Annotated in this window: 28 protein-coding genes and 3 pseudogenes; 13 read left to right on the forward strand and 18 right to left on the reverse strand. The window is 71.7% G+C overall.

Going from position 1 to position 26,926, the window contains the following annotated elements:
* Positions 1–17 precede the first annotated feature (17 nt).
* A complete protein-coding gene (locus ABEA26_RS01355) occupies positions 18–755 on the forward strand; it encodes a GOLPH3/VPS74 family protein (RefSeq protein ID WP_345588347.1) in 738 nt (245 codons plus the stop codon).
* A gap of 72 nt (positions 756–827) precedes the next feature.
* Here the strand turns inward: ABEA26_RS01355 and ABEA26_RS01360 are convergent.
* Both ABEA26_RS01360 and ABEA26_RS01365 read right to left on the reverse strand, forming a co-directional pair.
* Positions 828–1,697, reverse strand: a pseudogene (locus ABEA26_RS01360) (NAD(P)H-binding protein).
* A gap of 158 nt (positions 1,698–1,855) precedes the next feature.
* Positions 1,856–2,512, reverse strand: a complete 657-nt coding sequence (locus tag ABEA26_RS01365; RefSeq protein WP_345588349.1) for a hydrolase — start codon at positions 2,510–2,512, stop codon at positions 1,856–1,858.
* A gap of 284 nt (positions 2,513–2,796) precedes the next feature.
* Between ABEA26_RS01365 and ABEA26_RS01370 the strand changes: the two genes are divergently transcribed.
* The 3 genes from ABEA26_RS01370 (at position 2,797) to ABEA26_RS01380 (ending at position 4,078) form a co-directional block, all read left to right on the forward strand.
* Positions 2,797–2,961 carry a hypothetical protein gene (locus tag ABEA26_RS01370; protein WP_345588351.1) on the forward strand — a complete coding sequence of 55 codons (165 nt, stop codon included), beginning with the start codon at positions 2,797–2,799 and terminating at the stop codon, positions 2,959–2,961.
* Between the two features lie 8 nt (positions 2,962–2,969).
* Positions 2,970–3,194, forward strand: a complete 225-nt coding sequence (locus ABEA26_RS01375) for a hypothetical protein (protein WP_345588352.1) — start codon at positions 2,970–2,972, stop codon at positions 3,192–3,194.
* A 686-nt stretch (positions 3,195–3,880) separates the two neighbouring features.
* On the forward strand, positions 3,881–4,078 hold the full coding sequence (locus ABEA26_RS01380) for a hypothetical protein (protein ID WP_345588353.1): 198 nt from the start codon (positions 3,881–3,883) through the stop codon (positions 4,076–4,078).
* Between the two features lie 64 nt (positions 4,079–4,142).
* On the opposite strand, the gene ABEA26_RS01385 is transcribed toward ABEA26_RS01380, so the two are convergent.
* On the reverse strand, positions 4,143–4,343 hold the full coding sequence (locus tag ABEA26_RS01385) for a hypothetical protein (protein ID WP_345588355.1): 201 nt from the start codon (positions 4,341–4,343) through the stop codon (positions 4,143–4,145).
* Between the two features lie 341 nt (positions 4,344–4,684).
* Positions 4,685–5,662, reverse strand: a complete 978-nt coding sequence (locus tag ABEA26_RS01390) for a zinc-binding dehydrogenase (RefSeq protein WP_345588400.1) — start codon at positions 5,660–5,662, stop codon at positions 4,685–4,687.
* A gap of 73 nt (positions 5,663–5,735) precedes the next feature.
* On the opposite strand from ABEA26_RS01390, the gene ABEA26_RS01395 reads away from it, so the two are divergent.
* The 3 genes and pseudogenes from ABEA26_RS01395 to ABEA26_RS01405 all read left to right on the forward strand — a co-directional run bounded on the left by ABEA26_RS01395 (position 5,736) and on the right by ABEA26_RS01405 (position 6,577).
* Positions 5,736–6,044, forward strand: coding sequence for an ArsR/SmtB family transcription factor (locus ABEA26_RS01395; protein WP_345588357.1), 309 nt, complete (start codon positions 5,736–5,738; stop codon positions 6,042–6,044).
* Positions 6,045–6,211: 167 nt separating this feature from the next.
* Positions 6,212–6,334 (forward strand): annotated as a pseudogene (locus ABEA26_RS01400) (UDP pyrophosphate phosphatase); the annotation flags it as partial.
* A 63-nt stretch (positions 6,335–6,397) separates the two neighbouring features.
* Positions 6,398–6,577, forward strand: a complete 180-nt coding sequence (locus tag ABEA26_RS01405; protein ID WP_345588359.1) for a hypothetical protein — start codon at positions 6,398–6,400, stop codon at positions 6,575–6,577.
* Positions 6,578–6,667: 90 nt separating this feature from the next.
* On the opposite strand, the gene ABEA26_RS01410 is transcribed toward ABEA26_RS01405, so the two are convergent.
* Complete coding sequence (locus tag ABEA26_RS01410; protein WP_345588360.1) at positions 6,668–7,408, reverse strand: SDR family NAD(P)-dependent oxidoreductase; 741 nt, start codon at positions 7,406–7,408, stop codon at positions 6,668–6,670.
* Between the two features lie 162 nt (positions 7,409–7,570).
* Between ABEA26_RS01410 and lnt the strand changes: the two genes are divergently transcribed.
* Positions 7,571–9,148: an apolipoprotein N-acyltransferase gene (gene lnt, locus ABEA26_RS01415; RefSeq protein ID WP_345588362.1), complete on the forward strand. Its 1,578-nt coding sequence runs from the start codon at positions 7,571–7,573 to the stop codon at positions 9,146–9,148.
* Here lnt and ABEA26_RS01420 read toward each other — a convergent pair.
* Both ABEA26_RS01420 and ABEA26_RS01425 read right to left on the reverse strand, forming a co-directional pair.
* Positions 9,072–9,977 carry a Gfo/Idh/MocA family protein gene (locus tag ABEA26_RS01420; RefSeq protein ID WP_345588364.1) on the reverse strand — a complete coding sequence of 302 codons (906 nt, stop codon included), beginning with the start codon at positions 9,975–9,977 and terminating at the stop codon, positions 9,072–9,074. The two genes, lnt and ABEA26_RS01420, sit on opposite strands and share 77 nt — an antisense overlap.
* A 13-nt stretch (positions 9,978–9,990) precedes the next feature.
* Positions 9,991–11,172: an FAD-dependent monooxygenase gene (locus tag ABEA26_RS01425; RefSeq protein ID WP_345588366.1), complete on the reverse strand. Its 1,182-nt coding sequence runs from the start codon at positions 11,170–11,172 to the stop codon at positions 9,991–9,993.
* 98 nt (positions 11,173–11,270) lie between these two features.
* Here ABEA26_RS01425 and ABEA26_RS01430 point away from each other — a divergent pair, with 98 nt between their 5' ends.
* From ABEA26_RS01430 to ABEA26_RS01440, 3 genes are all read left to right on the forward strand, one after another.
* Positions 11,271–11,879, forward strand: a complete 609-nt coding sequence (locus ABEA26_RS01430; protein ID WP_345588368.1) for a TetR/AcrR family transcriptional regulator — start codon at positions 11,271–11,273, stop codon at positions 11,877–11,879.
* Positions 11,880–11,922: 43 nt separating this feature from the next.
* Complete coding sequence (locus ABEA26_RS01435) at positions 11,923–12,435, forward strand: DinB family protein (RefSeq protein ID WP_345588369.1); 513 nt, start codon at positions 11,923–11,925, stop codon at positions 12,433–12,435.
* Between the two features lie 151 nt (positions 12,436–12,586).
* Positions 12,587–13,051 (forward strand): hypothetical protein, encoded by a 465-nt coding sequence (locus ABEA26_RS01440; RefSeq protein WP_345588371.1) that lies wholly within the window; start codon positions 12,587–12,589, stop codon positions 13,049–13,051.
* 70 nt (positions 13,052–13,121) lie between these two features.
* Here ABEA26_RS01440 and ABEA26_RS01445 read toward each other — a convergent pair whose 3' ends face one another.
* The 5 genes from ABEA26_RS01445 to fabG form a co-directional block, all read right to left on the reverse strand.
* Entirely contained in the window at positions 13,122–13,664 is a 543-nt protein-coding gene (locus tag ABEA26_RS01445; protein WP_345588372.1) for a hypothetical protein, read from the reverse strand.
* Positions 13,665–13,786: 122 nt separating this feature from the next.
* Positions 13,787–14,470 (reverse strand): uracil-DNA glycosylase, encoded by a 684-nt coding sequence (ung, locus tag ABEA26_RS01450; protein WP_345588373.1) that lies wholly within the window; start codon positions 14,468–14,470, stop codon positions 13,787–13,789.
* A gap of 93 nt (positions 14,471–14,563) precedes the next feature.
* Entirely contained in the window at positions 14,564–16,150 is a 1,587-nt protein-coding gene (locus ABEA26_RS01455; protein WP_345588374.1) for an ABC transporter substrate-binding protein, read from the reverse strand.
* Between the two features lie 208 nt (positions 16,151–16,358).
* Positions 16,359–17,120, reverse strand: coding sequence for an SDR family oxidoreductase (locus ABEA26_RS01460; protein ID WP_345588375.1), 762 nt, complete (start codon positions 17,118–17,120; stop codon positions 16,359–16,361).
* 58 nt (positions 17,121–17,178) lie between these two features.
* Positions 17,179–17,940 carry a 3-oxoacyl-ACP reductase FabG gene (gene fabG, locus ABEA26_RS01465; protein ID WP_345588377.1) on the reverse strand — a complete coding sequence of 254 codons (762 nt, stop codon included), beginning with the start codon at positions 17,938–17,940 and terminating at the stop codon, positions 17,179–17,181.
* Positions 17,941–18,210: 270 nt separating this feature from the next.
* Here fabG and ABEA26_RS01470 point away from each other — a divergent pair, with 270 nt between their 5' ends.
* Positions 18,211–19,020: a hypothetical protein gene (locus ABEA26_RS01470; protein ID WP_345588379.1), complete on the forward strand. Its 810-nt coding sequence runs from the start codon at positions 18,211–18,213 to the stop codon at positions 19,018–19,020.
* A gap of 21 nt (positions 19,021–19,041) precedes the next feature.
* Here ABEA26_RS01470 and ABEA26_RS01475 read toward each other — a convergent pair whose 3' ends face one another.
* Complete coding sequence (locus ABEA26_RS01475) at positions 19,042–19,425, reverse strand: DUF3037 domain-containing protein (RefSeq protein ID WP_345588380.1); 384 nt, start codon at positions 19,423–19,425, stop codon at positions 19,042–19,044.
* The gene (locus ABEA26_RS01480; RefSeq protein WP_345588402.1) at positions 19,422–20,177 is read right to left on the reverse strand and encodes a HipA family kinase; all 756 of its coding nucleotides are present in this window, start codon (positions 20,175–20,177) and stop codon (positions 19,422–19,424) included. Before ABEA26_RS01480 ends, ABEA26_RS01475 begins: the two co-directional genes overlap by 4 nt.
* A gap of 469 nt (positions 20,178–20,646) precedes the next feature.
* On the opposite strand from ABEA26_RS01480, the pseudogene ABEA26_RS01485 reads away from it, so the two are divergent.
* A pseudogene (locus ABEA26_RS01485) lies at positions 20,647–20,901 on the forward strand (SDR family NAD(P)-dependent oxidoreductase); the annotation flags it as partial.
* Positions 20,902–21,169: 268 nt separating this feature from the next.
* On the opposite strand, the gene ABEA26_RS01490 reads toward ABEA26_RS01485, so the two are convergent.
* Genes ABEA26_RS01490 through ABEA26_RS01505 form a run of 4 tightly spaced genes read right to left on the reverse strand, consistent with a single transcriptional unit; the run spans position 21,170 to position 26,923 of the window.
* Positions 21,170–22,567, reverse strand: a complete 1,398-nt coding sequence (locus ABEA26_RS01490; protein ID WP_345588382.1) for a salicylate synthase — start codon at positions 22,565–22,567, stop codon at positions 21,170–21,172.
* 56 nt (positions 22,568–22,623) lie between these two features.
* Positions 22,624–24,381, reverse strand: a complete 1,758-nt coding sequence (locus ABEA26_RS01495) for an ABC transporter ATP-binding protein (protein WP_345588384.1) — start codon at positions 24,379–24,381, stop codon at positions 22,624–22,626.
* Entirely contained in the window at positions 24,378–26,198 is a 1,821-nt protein-coding gene (locus ABEA26_RS01500) for an ABC transporter ATP-binding protein (protein WP_345588385.1), read from the reverse strand. Before ABEA26_RS01500 ends, ABEA26_RS01495 begins: the two co-directional genes overlap by 4 nt.
* On the reverse strand, positions 26,195–26,923 hold the full coding sequence (locus ABEA26_RS01505) for a class I SAM-dependent methyltransferase (protein WP_345588386.1): 729 nt from the start codon (positions 26,921–26,923) through the stop codon (positions 26,195–26,197). The genes ABEA26_RS01500 and ABEA26_RS01505 overlap by 4 nt, the downstream gene beginning before the upstream one ends.
* Between the last annotated feature and the right edge of the window lie 3 nt (positions 26,924–26,926).

The raw sequence follows: 26,926 nt of genomic DNA on the forward strand, positions 1-26,926 counted from the left end.
GGGAAGGAACCCTGCACATGACTGAACAAGCTGACGAACCATCCACCGAGGCAAGGACAGGGACACCCGGGACCGCGACTGGTCCGGACTCCCCCACCCTGCCCGAGGACCTCCCGCTTCTGCTCTTTCAACCCGAGTCCGGAGTCGTCGCCGGAGAGACCACTCTCTTCCACGTGCTCGCCGGAGCCGCGCTCGCGGACCTCGCCCTTCACGAATCCGTAGCCGTGACGACAACCCGGGCCGGGGCCGTCACCGTGGAAGCCGTCCGGGACAAGCCGCCGCCGTCGGACGAGATCCTCCTCTCCGCCTGGGAGTATGTGTCGGACAGACCACGCGGCGTGCAGACGGTGCTCCCCGCGATCGGCCCGGGACTCCACCACCCTGTGCTGGAACGCCTCATCGCCCGCGGCGACATTCGCAGGGACAGCCGCAAGGTGTTCGGCTTCTTCAGGACGACCGTCCTCAAGGACAGCCGGAACGGGCGTCGGGCCGGTCTCCTCGAAGAAGTCCGCGACGTCCTCGTCGACCGTGCGGAGCCAACGGCTCGCATCGCCGCACTGGCGGCTCTGATCTGGGCCAGCGGTACGCTCCCCCAGTTCGATCCGCAGATCCCCTGGACCTCGGTGGTGATCGACCGGGCCCGGGAGCTGGAACGCGGCAACTGGGGTGCCGGAGCCGCCGGCGAGGCGGTCGCACGCACCATGACCGCGGTCATCGTCAACAGCACAACCGCCGTGGCGTCGTCGCATCAGTGAGTGTCTCAAGACAGCCGCTGAGTCCCGTTCGGTGACTGCGCTCGTCGTCCCTCCTGACTCGTGAGCGTGTCGTCAGGAACGGACGCTTGCACGGACCGCCTCCTCGATGGGTGTGGACTCCGTGTCGAGTTCGAGGATCTGCCGACCGATCCGGGGCTCGTGGAGGAGTTCGGCGAGGGTGGCGGCGACGTCTTCGCGAGCGATCTCCCCATGGAATTCCGCCGGGCCGAGCGACACGGTGCCGGTTCCCGGATCGTCCAGGAGGAGCGAGGGACGGACAATCAGCCAATTCAGTCCGCTGCGGCTGAGTGCGACCTCCGCGCTCTTCTTCACGGCGAAGTACTATTCGACTTCGTCCCCGAGGTCGCGCTCCCGCCATGATTCCGGAAGCACCGACACCAGCACGAAGCGCTCCACATCGGCAAGGCGTGCCGCCTTGATCGCTTCGACGACTCCATCGCCGTCGACGGCCGTCGTGACGCCCCTGCTGCCGCCGTTCGATCCGGCACTGAAGACAAGGGCGTCGACCTTGCCGAGGGCCGCTGCCAGTTGTTCCACCGTCATGTCGGCCAATTCGCCGACTCGCGAGTGAAAGCTTCGTGTTGTCAGGTCGGCCTGCTGATCGTCTCGACGGGTCAACCCGTGCACGGTGTCGCCTCGCGATCGAAGCCGTGCCGCCAGCAGAGCCCCGATACCACCGGTGATGCCCACGAGGAAGACGTCCACGCCGGTGCTCCGTCCTCCCGATGCGGCTCTCCGGCAACGCGTACGGCCGGTGCCCACGCGAACAACGGTGTCACTCGGCGCGAGTATTCCGGGCCGCGTCGACTCCCCCTCGATTGATGCCCGTCCCCGGGTCGACGGACACGGGCCGCCGGACCATCCGGCAGCCCGTTCTCGGCAGGCCGCTATGGGCCGCCGTCGCCCGGCGGTGAGATCCACGTCGTACGCGTCGTCGTACCGGACGAATCCCCGCGGCGGCTGTCGGCGTCCTGGCGCCGGATTTCATGGGCCGGAGGAACCGGCCGGGTGGTGTCCGCGAGAAACGGGTCAACGACAGGCGGTAGCCGAAACGGATCAGTGCCGGGGCGGCAGCGATGTCAGGCCTCTTCTCCCGTGGGCGTGGCCAGCAACTGCATCTCCCAGGCGAAGGCCACACCGCTGGCACCGCCGTGCTGTGCCTGGACCCCGGCGACACCCTGCACGGTCTCCTCGCGGGCCCAGTCCCGCTGCCACTCGCCCAGCACGGCCAGCCAGGTGACCGGGACCACGCCCGCCTGGATCATGCGCTGCACCGCCATGTCGTGGGCCTCCTTCGACACACCGCCCGACGCGTCGGTGACAACGTAGACCTCGAAGCCCTCGCCCGCCGCCTGTATCGCCGGCATGGCCACACAGATCTCCGTCCATAGGCCGGCAATGATCAGCTTCTTGCGCCCGGTCGCCTTGACGGCATCCACGACACGCTCGTCCTGCCAGGTGTTGATGAGGGTCCTGTTGATCGGCTTCTGCTCCGGGAACACATCCTGCAGATCCTGGAGAAGAAGGCCGCCGCGCTCCTCCAGGACGGTCGTCAGAATGGTCGGAACGTCGAACACCTTGGCTGCCTTGGCGAGCCCGACGACGTTGTTGATGACCATCGTCGGTTCATGGCTGTGCAGGTTGGCGAACTGGAACGGCTGATGGTCGATGAGGGCGAGCACGCTGTCCTCGGGCGTCAGCAGCGCGCCGAGTCCGGTCTTGTTCTCAGAACTCACGGGATTCCCCTTCTGAAGCCTTGCGTCCGCGGGTCTCCGGCGGCTCCCGGCATCTCGATGCCCCGCAGTGAGGCAGATACGGATGGCCGGGCCGGCGACCCCCACCATTTGGTTGACGCGTCATCTACATTAAAGGTCGGTGATTGACGCGTCAACTAGGCCTGGTCCTCGGGGCGTTCAGGCGGGCTCGCGGTTCTTCGAGCCGGGAGGCCGCCCGAAAGATGGTCATGAGGGTGGGACGCACGGGCCGGGCAGGCGCCGTGATCGGTGGCCTGCGTCTGTCAGTGAGCGGCGCTCCGGCCGCCGTCGGGTTCCCCGCCAGGGGCGGACGAGAGGGCGTACCGGAGCTGGAGGGCACCATCCCCGTCGCCCTGCGCCGGTTCGTGCACGCCCTCAGCAGCGGCCCCGGCCAGCAGACCGAACACCCGGCGCCCCGCCCCCAGGTGTGAGGACCGACATGATCACTGCCCCCATGCTGTTCCGCTTCACGGCGAGCGGGCCCACGCCCGAAGCGGCCTTCGCCGCCCAGGACGCCGAACAGCCGCACGATCCGTTCCGGCCCCGCGCGGACCTGTCGAAGGTGACCGAGGTGAAGGTCGCCAACAGCCGCGACCGGCTGCGCGCCGACGGGTGCTTCGACGGTCAAGACGGCGGGCCGCTGTGCGAGGACGACGCCGACTGACTCGGCGACGGCCTGATCGAGGACTACGGCCTGATCGTCAGCTCCGGCGCCACCGCACTGCTGCTGCGCACGCCGGGAGACGAACCGACCTGGTCCTTCTTCGGGTCGAGCACCCGGGGTGAGTAGCTCCCTCCCCGCCCTGGCCGGTGCCCCCCCCGAACTCACTCCGCCCCGTCCGGTGCCGTCGTAGTAGTCCGCGACGGCACCGGACCGGCGCGCAGCGGCAAGCCAGAACCCGCCCGACCGCCCTTCGACTTCGAGGACCCCGATGCCCGCCCCGGACACTCGACTCCGCGTCCAGCGCCTCGCCGACCGCCTCCCGCCTCTGCCCCCGGCCATGCGAGGCAACGCAGGCCGAGAACGTGCCCGTCACGCCTTCGTCACCCGCACCCTCACCACACTGCCCACGGACCGGAGCATCACCGGTGACCGCGCGGAGGAATGGCGCCGGGTGGCCTCAGAGCTCGCCATGCTCCGGCAGATGGCGGCCCCGGGGACAGTTTCCAGGTGGCCGTCTTCGAACAGGAGGCGCTCGCCAGGTAGACCGCCGGTCTTGAACCGGCGCTCGCAGGTCTTCCCTCGGGCACCGGCCCTCAGGGAGGAGGCCTGATCTTCCCCTGCCAGGCCAGGAGGACGACTGGATCTCGGTGCCGGACGGCCCGGCGGGGCCATTCGTGTCGACGGCGATGGCATTGCCGAGCCAGGCGGTTATCGCCCGGACCGTGGTCATGGTCAGCCAGCGCCACCGGTACCACGCTGGTTCGTCGCACGCCGATGTCCACATCGAGGACGGAACGCGCATCGAACGTCTGGACGCCGAAGTGGAGAGGGTCCGCGCCCGGGAGCAGTGGAACGAGGACCACTCTGCTTGGCACAACCGGTGATCGTGGTGGGGCGTCTGGGCTGATCAGCCGAGCGGCGAGAGGCGACGTCGCCCGGGCCATGCGGTCACCGCGCGTCGTCGTCCACGTCCTCCAGGGCGGAGGGCTCCTGCCAGGTCAGGGTGTCCAGTGGCCGCGGCAGGTTCCGGGCCGCGCCGGGCACGGCTCTCGTCACCGCGGACGCCGCGTCGCTGAAGAGGGCGACGGGGGCGCCCGGCGTACGGTCGGGCACCGTTACTGCCGGGCTCGCGGTCTTCGTGGTGGTCAACTGGTCCCCCTGGTTCGTCCCGGGCCGGGGCCCAGCTGGAGGCCGGCGCACAGGTCGGCTGCGAAAGCGTATACAGATTCCGAACTGCGATCCGAGGAGATTTCCTTCAGGCCGCATTCCCATGTCGAGACCCCTCGCTCCCGATCGCCCGCCGCTCCTGGCACGCTCGCCCGCGCCACGTCCGACGATGCGAATGCGTCGCCCACCGCCTCCGGGCCCGAACCGTCACCGCTCGTCCGCCGCTTCACGCTCACCTCTCGGGGACCACCAGACCGGTCGCAGTGGCCGACTCGGCTCGTACACCCATCGGGTGCGCCGGGCCGGAGGCAGGCTCGGCGGCCTTAAGTCAGGGGGTGCACGGCGATGGCGATCTTGCCGCGGGGGCGGCTACGGCCCTCGGCGGTAGAGCCGCCTTCCAGCAGTGCGTGTGCCTGCGCGATGTCGGCCAGCGGGTGCACAGCACCGATCACCGGTCGGAGTTTGCCCTGGTCGACCAGTCGGCCGAGGGCCTCGAGCTTCGCCCGGCCGGGGCTGACGAAGATGAAGTGGTAGGTCGCGTTCACGCCCCACGCGGCGAGCAGGTTCTGGGGTTCGGGGGTGTCCACGATGGACACCACACGGCCACGGTCGGCGAGGATCTCCGGGCTGCGGGTGAGGGTGTCCCGGCCTATGGTGTCCAGGACGACGTCCGCCCCGCCCATCGCGCGGACCTGCGGCGCGTAGTCACCGGCCGAGAAGTCGATCGCGGTGTCGGCGCCCAGTTCGGTGACGAACTCGTGGTCCCTGGCCCGCGCGGTGGTGACCACCTCGGCTCCGAGCGCCTTGGCGATCTGAATGGCGACCGAACCGACCCCGCCCGCTCCGCCGTGCACCAGGACCCTTTCCCCGGCCCGCACCGCGGCGCGTTCGACCAGCGCTTCCCACATCGTCACGCCCACGAGCACGAGACCGGCGGCCTCGACGTGCGAGAGGCGCGTGGGCTTGCGGGCGATCAGTGCCTGGTTTACCACGTGGAACTCGGCATAGGTTCCCTGCCCGGCGAACACCGGCGCCAGGTACCAGACCTCGTCACCCGGCTGGAAATCGTCCGCCCCGGGGCCGGTCTCGACCACCACTCCGGACACGTCGTTGCCGATCACCGCGGGCAACGCGACCTGGTCGCGGTAGTCGCCGCGCCGGGTCTGCAGATCAAGGGGATTCACGGACGTGGCCATCACCTGCACCAGTACCTGGCCGGGTCCCGGAGCAGGCCGCGGCAACTCTCGGGCGGCGAACGCGGTGTCCGCGCCACCGAAGCTGACGAGTTCCATCACACGCATTGAAGTAGACACGCGGCCACTATAAATCGACACATTGCGAATCATCAATGCATGCCTGCGTTAGGATGAGTGCGTGTTCTCGGAGGCGGAGTTGTTGGCTGTGTTCCGGGCCCTGTCCAATCCAGCCCGCCGCCAGATGCTGGTGTGGCTCAAGGAGCCGATGAGCTTCCCTGGCCAGAAGCCCGGCGATGTCGAGATCGGTGTTTGTGTGAGCGACATCCAGCGGCGCGCCGGTCTCAGTCAGCCGACCACCTCGCAGTACCTCACGACGCTGCGGCAGGCCGGGCTGGTGGTCGCCACCCGGCGAGGCAAGTGGACCTACTACCGCCGCGACGAAGAGAACATAGCCTGCCTCCTGGAGACCCTGCGCGACGTCTTTTAGGCCCTGTGGGAAAGTAGATCTTGGACTGTGAGTGGTCACGGTTCATGGTGGAAACCGCTCATGGGCCGCGCTCCTGTCGACCGGCGAGGTACGGGACGGTCGCCGCCATGAACGGCGAAGGCTCTTATTGGCCTCGATCTTTCGCGAGGGTCCGCTGACGGAGTCGGAAGTTCATCTCGACCAAGAGCTTCATGCCGTTCGTCCGGTACCGCATCGCGCTCGGCATCGTCATCATCGCCCTGGTCGCGACGAGTGCCCTCAGCCCGCACGCCGCGGAGTCGTCGGGCTGACCGCATCCGCCTGAGTAGCCGTCCGGTAGCGCACTGTCAGTGCTTGCCCCTAGGCTTGTCCGCATGTCCCCCGATTCCGTGACTCCTGGTTCCGTGCGGTCCGCCTCGGAGCTGAACGACAAGATCCGTGCGCTGTGGCGGCGCGCGGGCGGGACCCTGTCGGCACAGGAGCGTGTGGAGTACGAGTTGCTGGTGGTCGAGTGGGCGACGGCGATCCGCTGCGAGGTCATCGAGGCGGCCTGACGGCCGGCGCGGCCGGCGCGGCCCGCCCTCAGCCCGCCCGCCCTCGACCCCGCCCGGCTTCGGCGTCCACCCGCGGTGCACGTTCAGGTTTCAGCGGCCACCGGCCACCCGCAGCACCGTTCCCGTCGTGTAGGACGCGTCCGGCGACATCAGCCAGGAGATCGCCGCGGCGATCTCCTCCGCCCGGCCCGCACGGCCCAGGGGAACGGCGGACCCCATCCGCAGCGCCCGGTCCGGGGCGCCCATCGCCGCGTGCATCTCCGTGTCGACCACCCCGGGCGCGACGGCGTTGACGCGGACGCCGTCCGGCCCGAGCTCCTTGGCCAGGCCCAGGGTCAGGGCGTCGACGCCCGCCTTGGACGCCGCGTAGTGGACGTACTCCCCGGGGCTGCCGATGGTCGCGGCGCCCGACGACACGTTCACGATCACACCGCTCCCCCGCTCGGTCATCAGCCGCGCGGCACGCCGGGCACACAGCAGCACGCCCAGCAGGTTGACGTCGATGACCCGGCGCAGGTCGGCGGTGTCGCTGTCGGCGAGCCGCCCCAGCGGACCGGTCACCGCGGCGTTGTTCACCAGCCCCGTCACCGGCCCGAGCCGCTCCCGCGCCGCCTCGAAGAGCCGCTCGACGTCGGCCTCGACCGACGTGTCCACCCGTACCGCGACACCGCGGCCGCCCGCCTCGCGCACCCCCGCCACGACCGCCTCGGCGGCCGTCTGGTCCCGCACGTACCCCACGGCGACGTCGTGGCCGTCCGCCGCGAGCCGCAGACAGGTCGCCGCGCCGATTCCGCGACTGCCACCGGTGACCACCGTGACGGGACGCTCCATGAGTTACCTCCAGCAGTAGATCGGGAGACGTTTGATCGATCATCGATCATCGTAAGGGAGGTCACCGGCCTGGCACGCCACGTCGCGAGCGTGCGGTCCGATCAACTGAATCCGCCCCTCTCGAGAGCGCACACTGAAGGGACCACGGGGTAGGGAGGCGCCATGAAGACGCTCAGCCACTGGCTCGCCTCCCCGTGGCGGCGCTCGGCTGCCGCGGCGGTCGTCGGCGCGCTGCCCGTACTCGCCTTTCCGGGTCCGGCCCTGTGGTGGTGGGCCTGGGTCGCGCTGGTGCCCTGGCTGCTGCTGGCCCGGACGGCGCCGACCTGGAAGCGGGCGGCGTACGACGGCTGGTGCGGCGGTTTCGGGTTCATGCTGGCCATGCATCACTGGCTGCTGCCCAACCTGCACGTGTTCACGTTCGTCATCGCCGCGCTGCTCGGCGCGCTCTGGGCGCCGTGGGGCTGGCTGGTGCGCCGCCTGCTGGGCGGGGCGCCCTCGGCCGGCCGGGCCGCGGCGGCCCTGCTGGTGCTGCCGTCGGGCTGGCTGGCGGTGGAGCTGGTCCGCTCCTGGGAGGGGCTCGGCGGCCCCTGGGGTGTCCTCGGTGCGAGCCAGTGGCAGGTGGCACCGGCGCTGCGGCTCGCCTCGGTGGGTGGAGTGTGGCTGCTGAGCTTCCTGGTGGTGGCCGTCAATGTCGCCGTCGCGGTGCTCGTCGCCGTCCGCCGGGCCCGGATGCCCGCCCTGGCCGGGCTGGTCGCCACCGTCGCCGCCACCTCCGCGGCCTGGGTCTGGTCGCCGCGGCCCGACGCGGACGGCGAGCGGGCCGCGATCGCCGTGGTGCAGCCCGGCGTCGTCGCCGGGGCGGCGAGCGCCGACCGGCGCTTCGACCGCGAGGAGGAGCTGACCCGCCGGCTCGCCGACCGGGACCTCGACCTGATCGTCTGGGGCGAGAGCAGTGTCGGCTTCGACCTGGACGACCGGCCCGACCTGGCCCGGCGGCTCGCGGCGCTGTCGCGGGAGACCGGCGCGGACATCCTGGTCAACGTGGACGCGCGGCGCTCCGACAAGCCCGGCATCTACAAGAGCTCCGTGCTCGTCGGCCCCGACGGCCCGACCGGCGACCGGTACGACAAGATGCGGCTCGTCCCGTTCGGGGAGTACGTCCCGGCCCGCTCGCTGCTCGGCTGGGCCACTTCCGTCGGCGAGGCGGCGGGCGAGGACCGCAGGCGGGGCACCGAGCAGGTGGTGATGGACGTCGGGGACGGACTGCGGATCGGACCGATGGTGTGCTTCGAGAGCGCGTTTCCCGACATGAGCCGTCGGCTGGCCGCCGACGGCGCCGAGGTACTGCTCGCCCAGTCGTCGACGTCGACCTTCCAGCACACCTGGGCACCGGAGCAGCACGCCTCGCTCGCCGCGCTGCGCGCCGCCGAGACCGGCCGCCCGATGGTGCACGCGACCCTGACCGGTGTCTCCGCCGTCTACGACGCGAACGGCGCGCGGATCGGCTCCTGGCTCGGCACCGACGCGAGCGCGTCGCGGGTGTACGAGGTGCCGCTCACGCACGGCAGTACACCCTACGTCCGCCACGGCGACTGGACGCTGCACGCGGCGCTGCTGGTCCTCGCGGCCTGGGCCGCCGCCGAGGGCGTACGGGGAGTACGGGTCAGGCGGAGCGCACCGCCACCTCCCGCACCACCCGCTCGCACAGCTCATGGGTCTCGAGCGCGTCCCGGGCACTGAGCACCTTGCCGGCGCGCACGGCGTCGAGGAAGGCGAGCACCGCCTGCTCGATACCGCGCTGTCGGGCCACCGGGACCCAGTCGCCGCGCCGTCGCACGGTCGGCTGGCCCTTGTGGTCGATCACTTCGGCGAGGTTGACCACCTGGCGCTTGGTGTCCTGGCCCGAGACCTCGAGGATCTCCTCCGCCGAGCCGCTCAGCCGGTTCATGACGCCGAGTGCGGTGAAGCCGTCCCCCGCGAGCTGGAGCACGACGTGGTGGAGCAGGCCGTCCTCGACGCGGGCGCGCACCGTCACGTCGTCCACCGTGCCGGGCGCCAGGAAGCGCAGCGTGTCGACGACGTGGATGAAGTCGTCGAGGATCATGGTGCGCGGTTCCTCGGGCAGGCCTATGCGGTTCTTCTGCATGAGGATCAACTCGCGCGGATGGTCGGCGCACTGCGCGTACCCGGGGGCGTGGCGTCGGTTGAAGCCGACGGCGAGGCCGGTGCCGCGTTCCTCGGCGAGGGCCACCAGTCGCTCGGAGTCGGCGAGTTCGTAGGCGAGCGGCTTGTCGACGTAGGTCGGGACGCGGGCCTCCAGCAGACGGGTCACGATCTCCGGGTGGACGGCCGTCGGCGCGTGCACGAAGGCGGCGTCGAGGCCCTCGGCGAGGAGCGAGTCGAGGTCCGCGTGGCGCTGCCCGTCCGGGAGGCGCAGTCCGTCGGCGACGCGGCTGAGCGTCGCCGGGGTACGGGTCTGCAGGTGCAGCTCGACGCCGGGGAGGGTGGCGAGCACCGGCAGGTAGGCCTTCTGCGCGATGTCTCCGAGTCCGATGCAGCCGACCTTCACGGGGTGTGCTCCTCTATCGTTCGCCGACCTGGGTCTGCTGGGAAGCATACGGCCGCTGTGGGGGCCGCCAGTCGGCGATGCCGTCGAAGCCGCGCAGGAAGAGGGCGGGCCCGGCCTTGGACAGCGCGGCCATCGCGGTGTCGCGTACGGCGATCCCGGCGCGGTTGGTCATCAGGTTGAGCCGGGCGACCTGGACGGCCCTGCGGGCGACGGCGGTCGTACGGGGGAGCCGGGCGGCGGTGTAGGCGGCGAGGTCGTCGTGGTGGTGCGCGAGCACGATCGCGTCCTCGACGGACTGGTTGCCGCCCTGACCGAGGGTCGGCGGCATGGCGTGCGCGGCGTCCCCGAGGAGAGCGACCCTGCCCTGGTGGCAGGCGGGCAGCGGCTCGGCGATGTGGTGCACGTCGTGCCGGAGGACGTCCTCGGGCCGGGCGGCGGCGAGGACGGCGGGGATCGGCTCGTGCCAGTCGCCGTACCGCCGCAGCAGCTCGGCCCTCTCGTCGGCGGCGTGTCCGCCGGCCGGGGCGACGGCGGCGGCGTAGGCGTAGACCCGGCCGTCCCCCAGCGGGTGCGTGCCCCAGATGCGGCCCCGGCCCCAGGTCTCGTGCGAGGCGAACTCGACGCCGGGTACCGGGATCACCACACGCCAGGTGGTGAAGCCGGAGTAGACGGGGCCGGGATGGCGCGGGAACAGCGTGCCGCGTACACCGGAGCGGATGCCGTCGGCTCCGACGACCAGGTCGGCCTCCAGCTCGCCGTCGGGTGTACGCACCCGGGCCGGCCGGTCGCTGCCGCCGGGGTCGGCGAGCGTCGCGTCGGCGGCGGTGCGGACGGCACCGGGCGGCAGTCGCGCGGCCAGGAGGTCGATGAGGGTGGCCCGCTGCAGCAGCACCAGCGGACCGCCGAACCGTGCCGCCGCGGCCTCGGCGTCGGAACGGGAGAGCCAGCGCCCGCCCGGCGTGCGCAGTCCCCCGTCGCCCTGCCAGGCGGCGAGGTCGCGGATCTCCTCGCCGAGACCGATGACGTCGAGGGCGCGCAAAGCATTGGGCGACAGGGAGATGGCCGCGCCGACCGGCTGGAGCGAGGGGGCGCGCTCCAGGACGGTGACCCGCAGGCCGCGGCGGTGCAGGGCCGCCGCCGCGGTCAGACCGCCGATCCCGCCGCCGATCACTACGGCCCGCCTGGTCCGTGTCATGGCTCCTCCTCCGACTCACCACTCGCTCACTACAGCTGTAGTGGCGCTTCCCGCCCCGACTGTACTACAGGTGTAGTGAGGCGGGTAGGTTGATCCCCATGTCCGGACGCACCGCTCCTCCCTCGCCCCCGGCCGGCACCTCCCGGGCCGACCTCGTCGCCGACGCGGCCCTCGCCCTGCTCGCCGAGCGCGGGATGCGCGGACTCACGCACCGTGCGGTCGACGAGGCGGCCGGACTCCCCCAGGGCTCCACGTCCAACCTCGCGCGCACCAGGCAGGCGCTCCTGGAACTGGCGGTGCGGCGCCTGGCCGACCGGGAGGCGCGGGTGCTGGCGCTGCACGAGATGCCGGACCCGCGCCACGGAATGGACTCCTTGGTGGACGCCCTGGCACTGGCGACGCACCGCGCGCTGACCCGCAACCGCGAACTGACGCTGGCCCGCTACGAACTGGCCCTCGAGGCCACGCGCCGCCCCGAGCTGCGGGCCCACTACGACTCGGCGGGCGCCCGCTTCCGGGAGCAGCTCGGCGCTCTGGTCACGGCGATGGGCTCGGCCGAACCGGCCCGGCACGTGCTGTCGCTGGTCGCCTGGGCGGACGGGCTGATGTTCAGCTGCGTGGCCGGGTCCTTCCACGCGGAGGTGCCGGGCCTCGATGAGGTCCGGGCGGGAGTGCGCGAGCTGCTGAACGGCATGCTGGACGGCTGAAATCCTCTGGTCAGCGAAGGTCTTCGTCGGTGAGGATGCCGACATGACCAACGAACGCCGCGAACCCGCCAAGGACGCCGACGAACGCACCATGCTGGAGGGCTGGGTCGAGTACCACCGGCAGACCCTCGCGCTGAAATGCGAGGGCCTCACCGACGCCCAGCTCAGGACCGCCTCCGTGGCCCCGTCCGCCCTTTCCCTGATGGGGCTGGTGCGGCACATGGCGGATGTGGAGCGGAGCTGGTACCGCAGGGTGCTGGCGGACGAGGACGCGGGTCCGATCCACTACTCCGACGACGACCTGGACGGCGACTTCCGTGTGACCGAGGCGGACACCTGGCAGGAGGTCCACGCCACCTGGCAGGCCGAGATCGAGGCGGCCCGGCGCAACGCGGCCGGCTTCCCCCTCGACGAACCGACCCGCGGCAGGCACCGGCGCACCGGTGAGCGGTACACCCTGCGCTGGATCCACACCCACATGATCGAGGAGTACGCCCGCCACAACGGGCACGCCGACCTGATCCGCGAACGCCTCGACGGCGCCACGGGCGACTGACGTCACCTTCGACGGCCCCGGGGACTCCGTACGGGGCCGGAGATCACCCGTGCGGGGCAACCTCCGCTCGTCCGGCGTCGCGGACGGGGCCCGACCCAGCAGAGTGGCACGGGTGCATCGAACGACGACCACCGCAACGCTCCTCGTGACCGTGGCTGTCTCGGCCCTGACCGCCTGTACCACGGTCCAGGGTCCGGCCGCGGCCGACCCGTCGGCGGCCGGCGCCCGCTCGTCCGCGCCGCACCCGGACGGCGCGGCCGAGCCGCGGGTCGTGCAGGCCCCGGCCCGCGAGGCACTGGAGATGATCGGCCCCTCCCCGACGTCCGACCACGCCTCCGGCGAGCCGGGCCGCACCACACCCCCGGCGGTCCCACCGCGACGGAAAGCCCCGGCCGCCCGCGCCCACCCGGAAGAGCAGCAGCGGCCCGGCCGTTCCAAGGCGCCGGAGCGGGCGCACGGTCCCGAGCGACCTCGCGCCCAGGTCCCCGACGTTCCGCCGCCGGCGGGCCAGGACGCCGGCCGGAACGTGGACGTGTGCTCCCTCGGCAAGCAGTACGGCGGCTGGCGGCCGGGCAGCCCCCAGTCGGCCATCTGCGAGCAGGCGTACGGCCGCTGAGCCGCACCCCTCTCCCACCGGGAGAGCGGGCGAAATTCACGTCACTGACGCGGGCCTCGGGACGGACCCCCTAGGGCCGCTGTCGTGGTGGTCCCCACCGCCCGTCCGGCCGGCCGTGCCGATCGGGCGTGGGCCCGCCGTCGCCCAGTCGTCGCTCCAGCCGATCGATCGCCGCGCGCACCCCCTCGCCGTAGCGGTCCGGGGCGAGGAACTCGGCCGCGCCGCGGGCTCGTCGCAGGTGAACGCGGGCGGCCTCGCGGTGGCCGAGACGGTCGTAGTCGGCGGCCAGGTTCAGGTGCAGCGAGGGGTAGAGGGCACGCGCGGCGAGCGTGCCGCGGCACCACTCGGCGGGCCGGTCCTCCGTGAGTTCCTCGGCGGCCGACAACGCCCGCAGGTCCCAGGCCAGCTCGTCCTCCGGATCGTCCTGGGTGTCGGCCAGGTAGTGGGCCAGGGTGCAGCGGTGCAGCGGATCGCCGTGCTCGCCGAGCTCCGCCCACAGGCCGAGGAAACGGTGCCGGGCCTCCTCACGGTCGCCCGCGTGGTGCAGCATGACGCCCTGCCCGATCCGCGTCAGCACGGCATCCGGCGCCGCCTGCTCCTGTCCCTCGGTCACCGCGTCCTCCGTGCCCGTCGTCGGCTGTCCCGACGACGCTAACGGCACTTACCGGAAATACCGGTCAGGCTGTCCGTGACGCGCACGGGTCGGCCGGTGACGAAACGGCCCACCCGTCATGGTCAGCCCAGAGGAGGGACGGCCCAGTCGATCGGCTCGTGCCCCTGCCCCGCGACCGCCTCGTTGATCTGCGTGAACGGACGGGAGCCGAAGAACTTCTTCGCCGACAGCGGCGAGGGGTGGGCGCCCTTGACGATCATGTGCCGCGTCTCGTCGATCAGCGGCAGCTTCTTCTGCGCGTAGTTGCCCCACAGCACGAACACCGCCGGGTCCGGCCGGCCGGCCACCGCGCGGATCACCGCGTCGGTGAACAGCTCCCATCCGCGGGCCTTGTGCGAGTTCGCCTCGCCGGCCCGGACCGTCAGCACCGCGTTGAGCAACAGGACACCCTGCTCCGCCCACGGCATCAGACAGCCGTTGTCCGGGATCGGGATGTCCAGCTCCGCGTGCATCTCCTTGTAGATGTTCCGCAGGGACGGCGGCACCTTCACGCCCGGCCGGACGGAGAAGCACAGACCGTGGCCCTGGCCCTCGCCGTGGTACGGGTCCTGCCCGAGCACCAGCACCTTCACCTGGTCGTACGGTGTGGCCTCCAGCGCCGCGAAGACCTCCTCGCGCGGGGGGTAGACGGGGCCGTTCGCCCGCTCCTCCTCGACGAACTCCATCAGCTCCTTGAAGTAGGGCTTGTGCAGTTCGCCGCCCAGCACCTCGCGCCAGGACTCGGGCAGCATGGCGATGTCGGTCACGTCAACTTCCTTACGCTGTGCGGTCGCTTCCACTCCTGAAGAACCTACCGGCGACCACTGACAATCGGACCGCCCGCCGGCGCTCGACGGCGCCTACCAGCTGGTCTTCCGGTACAGCTGCCACATCATCATGATCGACGAGGGGTCCATGGCCTGCTCCGCCCCCGAGATGTCCGTGCTGACGGCCACGTACTGCTTGCCCTGCCACAACGGGAGCAGCCTGGCGTCGTTCAGGAGGATCTGCTGCGCCCGCTCGAACTCCTTCTCCACGTTGGCGCGGTCGCTCTCCTGGCGTGAGCGCGGCAGCAGCTCACCGGTGATCTCCGGTGCGAGGTAGGGCGTGCCGAGCGCGTTCTGCTCCCCGACGAAGGGCGCGATGAAGTTCTCCGCGTCCGGGAAGTCGGGGGACCAGCCGCGTCCGAACACCGGGTACTCCCCCTTCTGGTAGCCCTCGACGTACGTCTTCCAGGGGCGGCTCTCGAGAGTGACCGTGAACAGGCCGGAGGACTCGAGCTGGCGCTTGACCTCCTTGAACTCCTGCGCCGTCTCGGAGCCGTAGCGGTCGCTGGTGTACCAGAGGGTCAGCGGGACGGGCTCGGTGATGCCGGCGTCGGTGAGGAGCTCGCGGGCCTTGGGGACGCTGGGATCACCGTAGTCGTCGAAGAAGCCCGTGGTATGGCCGGTCAGGCCCTTGGGGACCATCGAGTACAGCGGGTCGACGGTGTCCCGGTAGATCTTGTGGGCGATCGCCGCCCGGTCGATCACCTGGGCGACGGCTTGGCGCACTTCCTTGCGGCCCGCCCACGGGTCCTCGGGATTGAAGACGAGGTAGCGGATCTCCGTACCGCTGCCCTCGACCAGCTGCAGGTCGTCCTCCTTGGCGGCCCCGCCCTGCAGCGTGATGACATCGTCGGCCGCGAGGCCGCGATAGGTGACCTGGATCTCCCCGCCGCGCAGCGCCTTCACCATGCCGGCGGAGTCCTTGAAGTAGCGGATGGTCACCGCGTCGTTGTGGCGCTCGGCGAAGCCCTTGTAGCGGTCGTTGCGGACGAGTTCGGCCCGCTCGCCCTCCTCGTACGACCGGAGCGTGTACGGGCCCGAGCCGACGACCTCGCCGTCCTCGCGCAGGGCGTCCGCCGGGTAGCCGCCGGGGTCGACGATCGACATCGCGGGCGTGGCGAGCACGAAGGGGAAGGTGGCGTCGGGCTTGTTGAGGTGGAAGACCACTTCGCGCTCGCTCGGCGCCTGGACCCGTTCGAGGCTGCCCAGCAGACCGGCGGGGCCGCCGTTGACGTTGATGTCCTTGATCCGGTCGATCGAGTGCTTGACGGCCTTGGCGTCCAGCCGGTCCCCGTTGGAGAAGGTCAGGCCCTCGCGCAGCTCACAGCGGTACACCTGGTGGGTGGAGTCGGTGAACGAGCAGTTCTCGGCGGCGTCGGGCTCGGGCGCCGTCGCGCCGTTGGGGTAGCTGAGGAGCGTCTGGTAGACGTTGCGGAACAACTCCCACGAACCGTCCCAGGAAGCGGCCGGATCCAACGTGCTGGGGGCGCTGGACGTCCCCACGACGATCGGCCCCTCGTCCTCCGGGCTGTCGGGCGACAGGATGCCGCATCCGGTGACCAGCGACGACATGGACACGATGGCCGCGACCCGCCGCAGGCCTCGGTTCCGGTTGAACACGCGCACGCTCCTCGATCCGCCGTACCAAGGTCGGCAGACCATACCGCAGCGCCACGTCACCTGAACCCCCTTGTGAACAGGGGTTTTGATCATCTGGGGATGACTACGTTGTCATGGCCGCGGTCGTCTCGAAACGCGGACAGGGGCGCCGTTCTCGTCGACGGCGCCCCTGTCCGGGATCGATCTCGAGGTGTCGGAGGCCGCCCAGTCAGGCCACGCCGGCGTTGAGGAAGATGCCGCCGTCGACCACGAGCGTCTGCCCGGTGACCCAGGCGGACTGCTCCGAGGTGAGGAACGCGGCGGCGCCCCCGATGTCGGAGGGCACACCGAGCCGGCCCAGCGGGTAGCCGGCGGCGGCCTCCTCCTCGCGGCCCTCGTACAGGGCGGCGGCGAACCTGGTCTTCACGACGGCCGGGGCGATCGCGTTGACCCGCACCCCGGGCGCGAACTCGTGCGCCAGCTGTGCGGTGAGGTTGATCAGCGCTGCCTTGCTGACGCCGTACGCGGCGATGAAGGGCGAGGGCGACAGGCCCGCGACGGAGGCGATGTTGACGATCGCGCCGCCGTTGTCCTTCTGCCAGGCGTGCCAGGTGCGCTGGGCGAAGCCGAGCGCCGAGATCACGTTGGTCTCGAAGACCTTGCGCGCGACGTTCAGGTCGAGGTCGGCGATCGGCCCGAACACCGGGTTGGTGCCGGCGTTGTTGACAAGGAAGTCGACGCGTCCGAAGGCCTCCATCGTGCGCTCGACGGCGAGGGCCTGGTGGGCCTCGTCGTGCGCCTTGCCGGCGACGCCGATGACGCGGTCCGAGCCGAGCTTGTCGACGGCTTCCTCGAGGGCGTCCTCGTTGCGGCCGGTGATGCAGACGCGGTCGCCGCGCGCGACGAGCGCCTCGGCGACGCCGTAGCCGATGCCGCGGCTGGCGCCGGTGACGAGCGCGGCCCTGCCGGAGAGCCCCGGGAGTTCAGTCATGTCAGTGGTCCCTAGTCCGAGTGTCCCTGGTCCCAGTGTTCTCTCTTCTCCGTCTTCCCTAGTCGAGCGGTCCGCCGGCCACGTACAGCACCTGGCCGGAGACGAAGCCGGCCGCCTCGCCGGTGAAGAAGGCGATGGCGTTGGCGATGTCGTCGGGCTCACCGACGCGCGCCACCGGGATCTGCGTGGCGGCGGCGGCCTTGAAGTCGTCGAAGCCCATGCCGACGCGATCGGCGGTGGCCTTGGTCATCTCGGTGGCGATGAAGCCGGGGGCGACGGAGTTGGCGGTGACGCCGAACTTGCCGAGCTCCTTGGCGAGGGTCTTGGTGAAGCCCTGCAGACCGGCCTTCGCGGCGGAGTAGTTGACCTGGCCGCGGTTGCCGAGCGCGGAGGAGGAGGACAGGTTGACGATGCGGCCGAAGCCGGCGTCCACCATGTGCTTCTGGCAGGCCTTCGACATCAGGAAGGCGCCGCGCAGGTGCACGTTCATGACAGTGTCCCAGTCGGAGACGCTCATCTTGAACAGCAGGTTGTCGCGCAACACGCCCGCGTTGTTGACGAGGATCACCGGCGCGCCCAGCTCCTCGGCGATCCGCGCGACGGCCGCCTCGACCTTCGCCTCGTCGGAGACGTCGCAGCCGACCGCGATCGCCTTGCCGCCGGCCGCGGTGATCTTCTCGACCGTGTCCTTGCAGGCGGCCTCGTCGAGATCGATGACGGCGACGGCGCGGCCCTCGGCGGCCAGTCGTACGGCGGTCGCGGCACCGATGCCGCGCGCGGCTCCGGTGACTACGGCGACCCGCTGCTCAGTGGTGGACATTGCTGCTTCTCCTCGTCCTGGGGATGCGGCCCGTGCGGAGTGTCGCGGTGCGCCCTGGGTGAGCGACCGCTTAGTACCTTCCGCAGACGTGACGCTAGAAGCCTCGGCACCCGGTGTCAACGGGACACCGGGCCGGTGTGATCCATTACCTGGACTCCCGGGGGTGGGCCGCGCGCGGCCCACCCGATCGGCCCAGCGCTGCGGGCCCCCGCGCCACCGGCGCCCTAGCGTCGGAGCGCGAGCCACTCGTGGCCGGAAAAGGAGGCGTCCATGCGCCGTCGTACCGGTGCCGCAGGCATAGCCGTCGCGATCGCCGCGATCGTGCCGCTGGCCTACCCCGCACACCCCCAGGGACCGGACTCCTGGGATCTCACCCACCAGAAGACGTCCCGGTCCGCCCTCGACAGGAACCCGTTCGACCCGGAACCGTCCGACCCTGAAGCCTTCGGTCCGGACGCGCTCCCCGCAGACCTGTCCGACGGGAACCGGCCCGAGGCAAGCCAGGCCAACGAAAACGAAGGCGGAGCCGACGGAAGCGGGGCCGGCGAAGGCCGGCCGGAGGAGGTCGCCCTCGACGCGGGCGGACTCGACGAGTACCGGCCCGACGAGGGCGGGCACGGCTCGGAAGGAATCGACGGGGACGAGAGCAGCGCGGGCGGAAACGACTTGGGCCGCCCCGAGCAGGGCGGCATCGGCCAGGACGTCGGTCAGGACGGAACAGACCAGGCCCGGCCCGGCGAAGGCCGGCCGGGCGAGAGCCGACTCGACCAGGGAGGGATCGTCGCCGCCGGGAAAGCGGACGGAGGCGCGGCCGGCGCGGCGCCGCCGAGGCGAGCCTCGCTCCCGACCATCTCCGCGACCTCCGTGCCCCGCCCCACCTCGACCCCGACGGCCTCGGCCACCGCCACGCCGGATCCCGCAGTCTCTCCCACCGCCGTGCCGACGCGCGGCACCCAGGGCGGAGTCGGCGGTGCCTCGGGTACCGGGCCGAGCGGCCAGGACATCGGCATCGGGCTGGGGTTCGTGGCAAGCGCCGGGCTCGCGGGGGCCTACGCGATCAGGCGCCGCCGACGCGTCTGAGGCGGGGAGCGCGAAGCACGGCTACCGCACCAGCAGGTCGAGGAGCCGTTCGGTCTCCGCCGCCGGGTCGGTCGTGAGGCCGGTGTGAACGGGGCCGGGCTGGACGATGGTGGAACGGGGGGCGATCAGCCAGCGGAAGCGGCGGCCGGGGTCGTCGCCGGCCGCCTGGCCCGCCGCGTCGCCGCCGGCGCACACCCCCTCGACGGCACGCAGGGCGGCGCGCACGCCGGGCAGGTCCACGTCCGGATCGATGGCCAGCAGCCGGGTCTCGTCGAGGTGGGTGCGGGCACCGACGTAGGACCTGCCCCGGCAGTACACGAGCACTCCGGCGTTGACACACTCCCCGCGCTCGACGCGGGGTACGACGCGCAACAGCGCGTACTCGAAGACGTGGCGGTCGCTCACCGGTCCCCCTTGACGCGTTCGTGGATGGTGGCGGCCCGCGCGAGCAGGGGCTCGGCATAGGCGCGCCGGAGGTCGTCGGGGGTGGCGAAGCCGGGTTCGCCGAGCAGCCAGACGTCCGGGATCTCGGCGGTGACCTCGGCGAGGAGTTCCTCGGTGACCAGGGGCGCGAGCGCGGCGGCTGCGGCGCGAATGTCCGGTGTGAAGCGCGCGAGGGCGTGGTCGGAGGTGTCGTACGGCCGGGCGGCGGAGGTCTCGGCACCGGGCCAGTTGTGGTGCCAGATCATGGTCGCGCCGTGGTCGACGAGCCACACCTCGCCGCGCCACCACAGCAGGTTGGGGTTGCGCCAGGACCGGTCGACGTTGTTCACCAGCGCGTCGAACCAGACGACGCGCCCCGCCTCCTCGGCGCTCACCTCGAAGGCGAGCGGGTCGAAGCCGAGCGCGCCGGAGAGGAAGTCCATGCCGAGGTTGATGCCGCCGCTCGCCTTGAGCAGTTCCTGCACCTGCTGGTCGGGTTCGCCCAGCCCGAGCACCGGATCGAGGTCGACCGTCACGAGACGCGGCACCCGCAAGCCCAGCCGACGGGCGAGTTCGCCGCAGACCACCTCGGCGACGAGCGTCTTGCGGCCCTGCCCCGCGCCGGTGAACTTCAGGACGTACGTGCCGAGGTCGTCGGCCTCGACGAGTCCCGGCAGCGAGCCGCCCTCACGCAAGGGCGTGACGTAGCGGGTCGCTACGACCTCTTTCAACACTTCCCAGGCCACCCATCTCTTCGACCTTGCAATCCACGGACCATTTCCCGGGGGCGTGGAGGCAGAACCATCGGTCAACGGCGCTGGGGAGAATTTGGGGAGTTTCGGTCGGCGAGCCGGTCTCCCCCGCCCCCAAGCAGACCGTCGATGGTACCGCGCCCCTTGCTGCCGGCTTCCGGCATGGATCCGGACCTGGAGCGCCTTACAACGGCTGAGCTTGCCGGTTTCACCCACCTCCTTCTGTGGCTGCGCCCACCTCGCACAAAGCGGGCACAGTCAGGAGAGTGGCGTACAGGACGGTGAGCATCGCGCCGGCGTCTGCCTTTGCCCCCCTTGGGGCAACGTCCGGCCTTGGTTGCGCAGCCGTCTACGCCCCGGCGGACGAAGCGAAGATTGCATTGCCGACAGCCCCTGGGGCGTTCCGCGCTTTGACGGACTTGGCTGACCTTCCGACCGCCAGGCAGTTTACCCGTGGGGGTATATCGAAGGGGCCTACGGCCCGCTCGACCAGGTTCTCGGCCCGTGGCAGCGGACCGGCGTGATCGCCCAGCCGGAGGACGGCCCCGTCCCGTATACCGACCGTGCCGACATCGCCGAGGCCACCGCGGTCGTCCTCGCCGGTGACCGCTCCTTATTCGCCGAAGCCGACCCGCTGCTGGCCGAACTCCTCGGCCGCGAGCCCCGCACCGCCGCTGACCGGCTCGCAGCCCACGTCGCCGCCTGAGGCTTCTAGACGGTGGCGTTCTCAGGGTCGACACGTGGAGACAAGCCCGGTGGGGTGGTGCGGACGGCTTCGGTGGTCGTGTCCTTCACCCGGATCAGTGGGGGCGCCTTGGGAGCCGTCCCCTGGGTCCGTTTCCCGCTCCGGTACACCGACCAGCCAGGAGCGCTTCTCTCGAACTCGCCCCACCAGGCCTGCCGCAAGAATCATCGGTGAGGTGGGCGCCCGCCACCCGCCCTGCCCGACGTCTCTTCGGCTGTCCCGTCCCGGGTCACTCCGTGGAGAACCGCAGATACGGGGCGACGCTGCGGAGTTTCTCGCAGGTCTCCTCGGTCTCCCGTTCGGGGCTGGACTGGGCGGTCACCCCGGCGCCCGCCCGCAGCCACGCCTCGTTCTCCGTTCCGATGAGCGTGCGCAGGACTAGGGCGGCGTCCAGGGCGCCGCTCGTGCTCCCCCGGAACACCGCGCCGCCGTACAGGCCCCGTGGCCCTTCCTCGTGGCGGGCCAGGGTCTCGAGCGCGGCGCGTTTGGAGACCCCTGTGGCGGTTATCGCCGGGAAGAGGGAGGCGAAGGCGTCCCACGGTCCGGCGTCCGGACGCAGCCGGCCCGTCACCCGCGAGGCAAGGTGCTGCACCGATCCCCGTGGGCGGACCGACATGTACTCCTCGACCACGACGGAGCCGGGGCGGCACACGGCCGCCATCTCGTCCCAGGCCAGACGTACGGACACGGCGTGCTCGTGTATCTCCTTGGGGTCGCTGAGCAGTTCCGCGCGCCGGCGTTCGTTCTCCGCCGGGTCGGCACCCAGTGCGCGGGTGCCCGCCAGCGGCTGTGTGCTGACCCGCCCGTCGTCTGAGACCTCGAGAACGGTCTCGGGGCTGAACCCGGCAGCCCGGTAGCCGCCGAGATCCAGCAGGTAGGAACGGGCCGGTGTGTTGGCCCGGCGACCCGCGAGATAGGTCGCGGAGAAGTCCGGGCGGGATCCGGCGGGCAACGGGACCTTCCGGGAGACCACGGCCTTCTCCAGCAACCCGGCGCGAATGTCCCCGACCGTACGGGAGACCGCTTGCCCGTAGGCGGCGGTGCCCGCGGAGATGACTCCCTCGGTCCCCTCCCGCGTCGGCTCGTCGCGCCAGGCCCGCCCGGCCGCGGGCTCCGCGAGCAGGTCGGCGACCTTGCGCGCCCACGCCTCGTCCACCGCGCGGACCACTGTCCGCTCGCCGGTGAGGGTCACCTCGACGGACGGGATCAGCGCGTGCAGCAGGGGCTGGTCCCCGGCCGCCGCGGGGTCCGCGTGAAGGAGATGGGCGAGCTCGAAGGCGGCCCAGCCGTAGAAGTGGCGGCCTTCGCCGTTCTCGTCGCGCAGGGCGGACAGGGCGGTGGCGAACGCCGTCAGGGGCTCCCCGTCGGTGCGCGAGGTCCAGGTACGTCCGCCCGCCCGCGCGGTGATGCCGGTGGCGCCCGCGGTGACACTCGCGTCGGAGCCCGCCGCGAAGTGCCAGGCTCCGCCGTCTCCCTCGTACACCACGTACTGGCCGGCGAGTCCCGCCTGTGCGAGACGGGTGGCGGTGGCCGCCGGGTCGGGGCAGGGCTCCCGGGTGCCGGCGCATGCGAGCGGGGGGACGGACCTCGCCCATGTCTCCCAGGTGTTGTGGGGTCCGATGGTCATCGTGTCGTGCCTTCTCTCTGCCGCTGGGTCCGGGGCCGCTGGTGTCGGGCGAGGGGTCATGACGGTGCTGCCTCCAGTCGCCAGCCGTGGGCCCGCGCCCGCCGTTCCCAGAAGGAGGCGTACGTGCCTCCCTTCGTCACCAGGTCGTCGTGCGTGCCCCGTTCGGTGATCTCGCCGTCCTCCAGGACGAGGATCCGGTCGGCGCTCACGACGGTGCTGAGCCGGTGCGCGATGACCAGGAGGGTCTTGCGGTCCGCCAAAGTCCGCACGGCCCGCGCGAACAGCGCCTCGTTCTCCTGGTCGAGGGCGGCGGTGGCCTCGTCGAGAACGAGGATCGGGGCGTCCTTGAGAAGGGCGCGGGCGACGGACACCCGTTGCCGCTGTCCACCGGACAGTCGCGCGCCGCCCTCCCCCACCTTCGTGGCCCACCCCTCGGGCAGCTCGCCGATCACTCGGTCCAGCCCGGACAGTGCCGCGGCCTCGGCCAGTTCGCCGGGGCCCGCACCGGGCGCGGCGATGCGGACGTTCTCCTCGATCGTGCCGTCGAAGAGGTACACGTCCTGGAAGACGAGGGAGACGTGGGCCGCGAGGTCGTCGGCCCCGATCTCGCGTACGTCGACGCCCCCGATGCGGACGGTGCCCTCGGTGGGGTCCCGGAACCGGGCGAGCAGCCCGGCGATCGTGGTCTTGCCCGCGCCGGAGGGCCCGACCAGCGCGGTCATGCTGCGCTCGGGCAGGCGGAAGGTCACGTCGTTCAGGACCGGCCGTGTGCCCGTGCCCTCCGACGGGCCGCCGTCGTAGCGGAAGCCGACCCCGGTGAACTCCACGCTCGCGTCGCGAGGTGTCTTCGGCTCGGCGGGCTGGGGGAACGGTGGTTCGTCGAGGACCGCGCCGAGGCGGTCCAGGGTGTTGCGGGCGATGCGCAGGCCGGCGCCGGCCTCGGCGGCGGACGACACGCTGTCGGTCAGGCGGACCAGGAGCACGAGGAGCGCCAGCAGGGTGGGCACGGTGAGCGATCCGTCGAGTTGCCAGGACACGCCCAGGGCGAGCAGCAGGGCGAACACGAGCCGGGTGGCGAACGAGAAAGAGACCAGGCCGGGCAGCCCCCGCGCGATGAGCCGCCGGTCCGCGCGCGCCTCGGCCATCAGGGCGTCGTCCAGCGCTCCGTAACCCTCGGTGGTCCGGCCGAACGCCCTCAGTACCGGCTGGTTGCGCGCGTACTCCAGGACCCGGTCGGCGGACTCGCCGATCGCGGCGTCACGGCCGAGGTCGAGCCGGCGCATCACGGCCGTGCTCGCCCTCTGGACGGCGAACAGCACGGGCGCGCAGACCAGCAGCACCAGGGCGGTGCGGACGTCGAAGAAGAAGGTGGCGACCACCAGCGTCGCCGGGGTGAGCAGGGAGCTGATGAACGGGCGCAGCAGGTGGGCCGGTGTGCTCATCACCTGGATGACGTTCTGCCCGGCGAGCCTGCTGAACTCGGCCGTGCGGCCGGCGGTGAACCAGCCCAGCGGCAGGCGCAGGGCCTGGTCCGCCAGACGGCGGTGCAGCACCCGGGAGAGCTGGGAACCGACCGTGAACCCGCCGCTGATGGCCGCGCCCTGGAGCACGGCGTGCGCGAGCGCGCAGACGACGAACGCCGTCAGCCAGGGCCACACGTCGTCGGGTTCCGGGCCGAGCAGGGTGCGCAGGACGGGCACCAGGAGGGCGAAGGCCACGCCCTGCAGGACGGCCGCGCCGCACTGGAGGAGGAGCAGCCGGTTGAGCGGGCGGGGGCCTTCCGGTCCCAGGACACGGTAGAGCTGACGGATCATCGTGCACTTCCTTCTCGGATGTCGTCCGCGCTCCCCTGGGCGTCCCACAGCGTGGCGTAACGGCCCCGGGCGGCCAGCAGGTCGTCGTGGCGGCCCTGTTCGGTGACGCGCCCGTCCTCCAGCACCACGATCCGGTCGGCGGAGCGGACGGTCGACAGCCGGTGGGCGATGACGAGCAGGGTGCGGCCGGCCGCGAGCGCGGACAGCGCGTCCTGGATCAGTGCCTCGGAGTGCGGGTCGGCGTACGCGGTCGCCTCGTCGAGCACGAGGACCGGGGCGTCGGCGAGCAGGGCTCTCGCGATGGAGAGGCGTTGTGCCTCACCGCCGGAGAGGGTGACGGCGGTGCCGAGTTCGGTCGCGTAGCCGTCGGGCAGGGCCATGACACGGTCGTGGATGCGGGCGGCGCGGGCGCACCGCTCGACCTCCTCGTCGGTGGCGTCGGGGCGGCCGAGGCGGATGTTGTCGGCGACGCTCGCCCGCAGCAGCCGTACGTCCTGGAGGACGAAGCCGACCCGGCGGTACAGCTCGGTCGCGGGGATGTCACGGAGGTCGGCACCGCCGAGGGTCACCGTGCCGGTTGTGACGTCGTGGAAGCGAGGCAGCAGTGACGCGAGAGTCGACTTGCCGGAGCCGGAGGGGCCGACCAGCGCGGTGACCGTGCCGGGCGCCAGGTCGAGGTCCACGTCGCTGAGGACGTCTGTCTGCCCGTCGTAGGAGAAGGACACCCCGCGCAGGGAGATGTGGTGGCCGTCCGGCAGCACGGGGTTGGCGGGCTCGGGGAGCGTGGGAGCGTGGAGCAGCTCCGTGACGCGTACGGCGGCGGCCTGGCCGGCCCGGATCTGCTGGATGCGGGGTCCGACGACGCCCATGGGGGCGGCGACGGCGGGACCGAGCAGCAGGAAGGGGACAAGTTCGGCACCGGTCGTCCACTCCAGGGTGACGAACACCGCTCCCACCACGGTCAGGAGGAGCAGCACCACGGCCGGGGCGACCACCAGCACGGCGGCGGTGGAACTGACCAGAGTGGTCCGGACCCAGCGGGAGAAGAAGTCGGCGAAGCCTTCGGTCGCGTGGACGAAGCGCTCGTGGGCCTTGCCTCCGCGCCCGAAGCTCTTGAAGACGGCGATGCCGGACGCGAACTCCACGGCGGCGGCGGAGATCCGTCCCAGCGCGGCGCCGAACTCGGCCATCTGCGCCGCCGCGCCCGCCATGGCCCGGCTGAAGAGGAGCACGCCGAGCGTCAGGGGCACGACCCCGACGAGGGCGAGGCGCCAGTCGACGATGAACAGGTAGGCCAGGGCCGGCACGGGCGCGATGAGTACCGCGACGACGTCGAGCAGAGTGTGGGCGAACAGCGTGTGCAGCGCGCTCACGTCGTCCTGCACCGCCTGCTTGACCTCGCCGGTGCCCCGGTCGGTGAGCCGGCCGAGCGGCAGCCGCCCGATGTGCCGGGCGAGGCGGCGGCGGAGGGTGAGTTGGAGGTCGTTGTCGGCGATGTGGGCGAGGGCGCCGGCCGCCGTGCCGCACACCAGGGCGAGCAGCCCCGCCGCACCGGCCAGCATGACCATCGGCCACAGCACGTCACCGTCGGCAGGGGTCCCTCCGGTGAGACGGTCGGCGATCTCGGAGACGGCGATGAACGGCACCACCGAGGCGAGGGCCGCGACGGTCTGGAGGACGACGGCGACGGCGAGCCGGCCCCGGACGGGCTCGGTCAGGGTGCGGAGCGGGCGCGGGGGTGCCTCGGGGCCCGCTCCGGGGGCCGCCGGGCCCTGGGACACCGGGTCCGGGCCGGACTCGGGAGGTTGTGACTTCACTTGACGAGTACTCCGATTTCGGGGATGGGCCGGCCGCCCGCCTCGGTGATGCGGCGGCTGGTCATGCCTGCCTCCCGGGCCAGCCGGGCGACGTCGAAGGTGTGCCAGTCGTAGCTGTCGGCGACCTCGCGCACGGTGCGGCCGTCGCGCAGGACCTTCCAGGTCGTGGTGAACCGCATGGCGTCGCCCTCGATGGGTTCGCCGCCGATCCACCACTCGTACGTCTGGCGTCCGATGGTCTCCCTCAGGGACATCACCGGGGGGATGACGCGGGGGGAGGAGACGCCCATCAGTTCCACGACGATGGGCGCACCGTCCGGCAGGCGGTCCGCGAGCCGCTTCCACAGCGCGACGCGTTCGGGGACGGTGAGATGACCGGCCACGCCGAAGATGACGACCGCGGAGAGCCGTTCGGGAAGGTCGAGGTCCTGGGCGGCACCGTCGACCACCGTCACCCGGCGCCGCAGGTCCGGGTCGCGGGCGACCCGGGAGGTGAGCATGGCCCGCATGGTGGCCGACGGCTCGGCGGCGAGGATCTCCGCCTCGGGGAGTACGGCGGCGATGACCTCGGTCACGCGTCCGGTGCCCGCGCCGATCTCCAGGACGGGGCCGTGCGACACGTCCAGACCCGCGAGGACGCGGGACAGCGGGGGGCCGCTGCTGGCGGTGTGCCGGGTGGCGACCAGCTCGTAGAACTCGGCCGAGGCCGAGTAGTAGTCGATCACGGC

The organism is Streptomyces marokkonensis (assembly GCF_039539045.1).
Taxonomy (GTDB): domain Bacteria; phylum Actinomycetota; class Actinomycetes; order Streptomycetales; family Streptomycetaceae; genus Streptomyces; species Streptomyces marokkonensis.

Bases quoted from the DNA above. Each gene is read 5' to 3' on its own strand.
- ABEA26_RS01355 (WP_345588347.1), top strand. From the start codon at position 18: ATGACTGAACAAGCTGACGAACCATCCACCGAGGCAAGGACAGGGACA.
- ABEA26_RS01375 (WP_345588352.1), top strand. From the start codon at position 2,970: ATGATCACTGCCCCCATGCTGTTCCGCTTCACGGCGAGCGGGCCCACG.
- ABEA26_RS01380 (WP_345588353.1), top strand. From the start codon at position 3,881: ATGGCATTGCCGAGCCAGGCGGTTATCGCCCGGACCGTGGTCATGGTC.
- ABEA26_RS01390 (WP_345588400.1), bottom strand. From the start codon at position 5,662: ATGCGTGTGATGGAACTCGTCAGCTTCGGTGGCGCGGACACCGCGTTC.
- ABEA26_RS01405 (WP_345588359.1), top strand. From the start codon at position 6,398: ATGTCCCCCGATTCCGTGACTCCTGGTTCCGTGCGGTCCGCCTCGGAG.
- ABEA26_RS01410 (WP_345588360.1), bottom strand. From the start codon at position 7,408: ATGGAGCGTCCCGTCACGGTGGTCACCGGTGGCAGTCGCGGAATCGGC.
- lnt (WP_345588362.1), top strand. From the start codon at position 7,571: ATGAAGACGCTCAGCCACTGGCTCGCCTCCCCGTGGCGGCGCTCGGCT.
- ABEA26_RS01425 (WP_345588366.1), bottom strand. From the start codon at position 11,172: ATGACACGGACCAGGCGGGCCGTAGTGATCGGCGGCGGGATCGGCGGT.
- ABEA26_RS01430 (WP_345588368.1), top strand. From the start codon at position 11,271: ATGTCCGGACGCACCGCTCCTCCCTCGCCCCCGGCCGGCACCTCCCGG.
- ABEA26_RS01435 (WP_345588369.1), top strand. From the start codon at position 11,923: ATGACCAACGAACGCCGCGAACCCGCCAAGGACGCCGACGAACGCACC.
- ABEA26_RS01460 (WP_345588375.1), bottom strand. From the start codon at position 17,120: ATGACTGAACTCCCGGGGCTCTCCGGCAGGGCCGCGCTCGTCACCGGC.
- fabG (WP_345588377.1), bottom strand. From the start codon at position 17,940: ATGTCCACCACTGAGCAGCGGGTCGCCGTAGTCACCGGAGCCGCGCGC.
- ABEA26_RS01470 (WP_345588379.1), top strand. From the start codon at position 18,211: ATGCGCCGTCGTACCGGTGCCGCAGGCATAGCCGTCGCGATCGCCGCG.
- ABEA26_RS01490 (WP_345588382.1), bottom strand. From the start codon at position 22,567: ATGACCATCGGACCCCACAACACCTGGGAGACATGGGCGAGGTCCGTC.
- ABEA26_RS01495 (WP_345588384.1), bottom strand. From the start codon at position 24,381: ATGATCCGTCAGCTCTACCGTGTCCTGGGACCGGAAGGCCCCCGCCCG.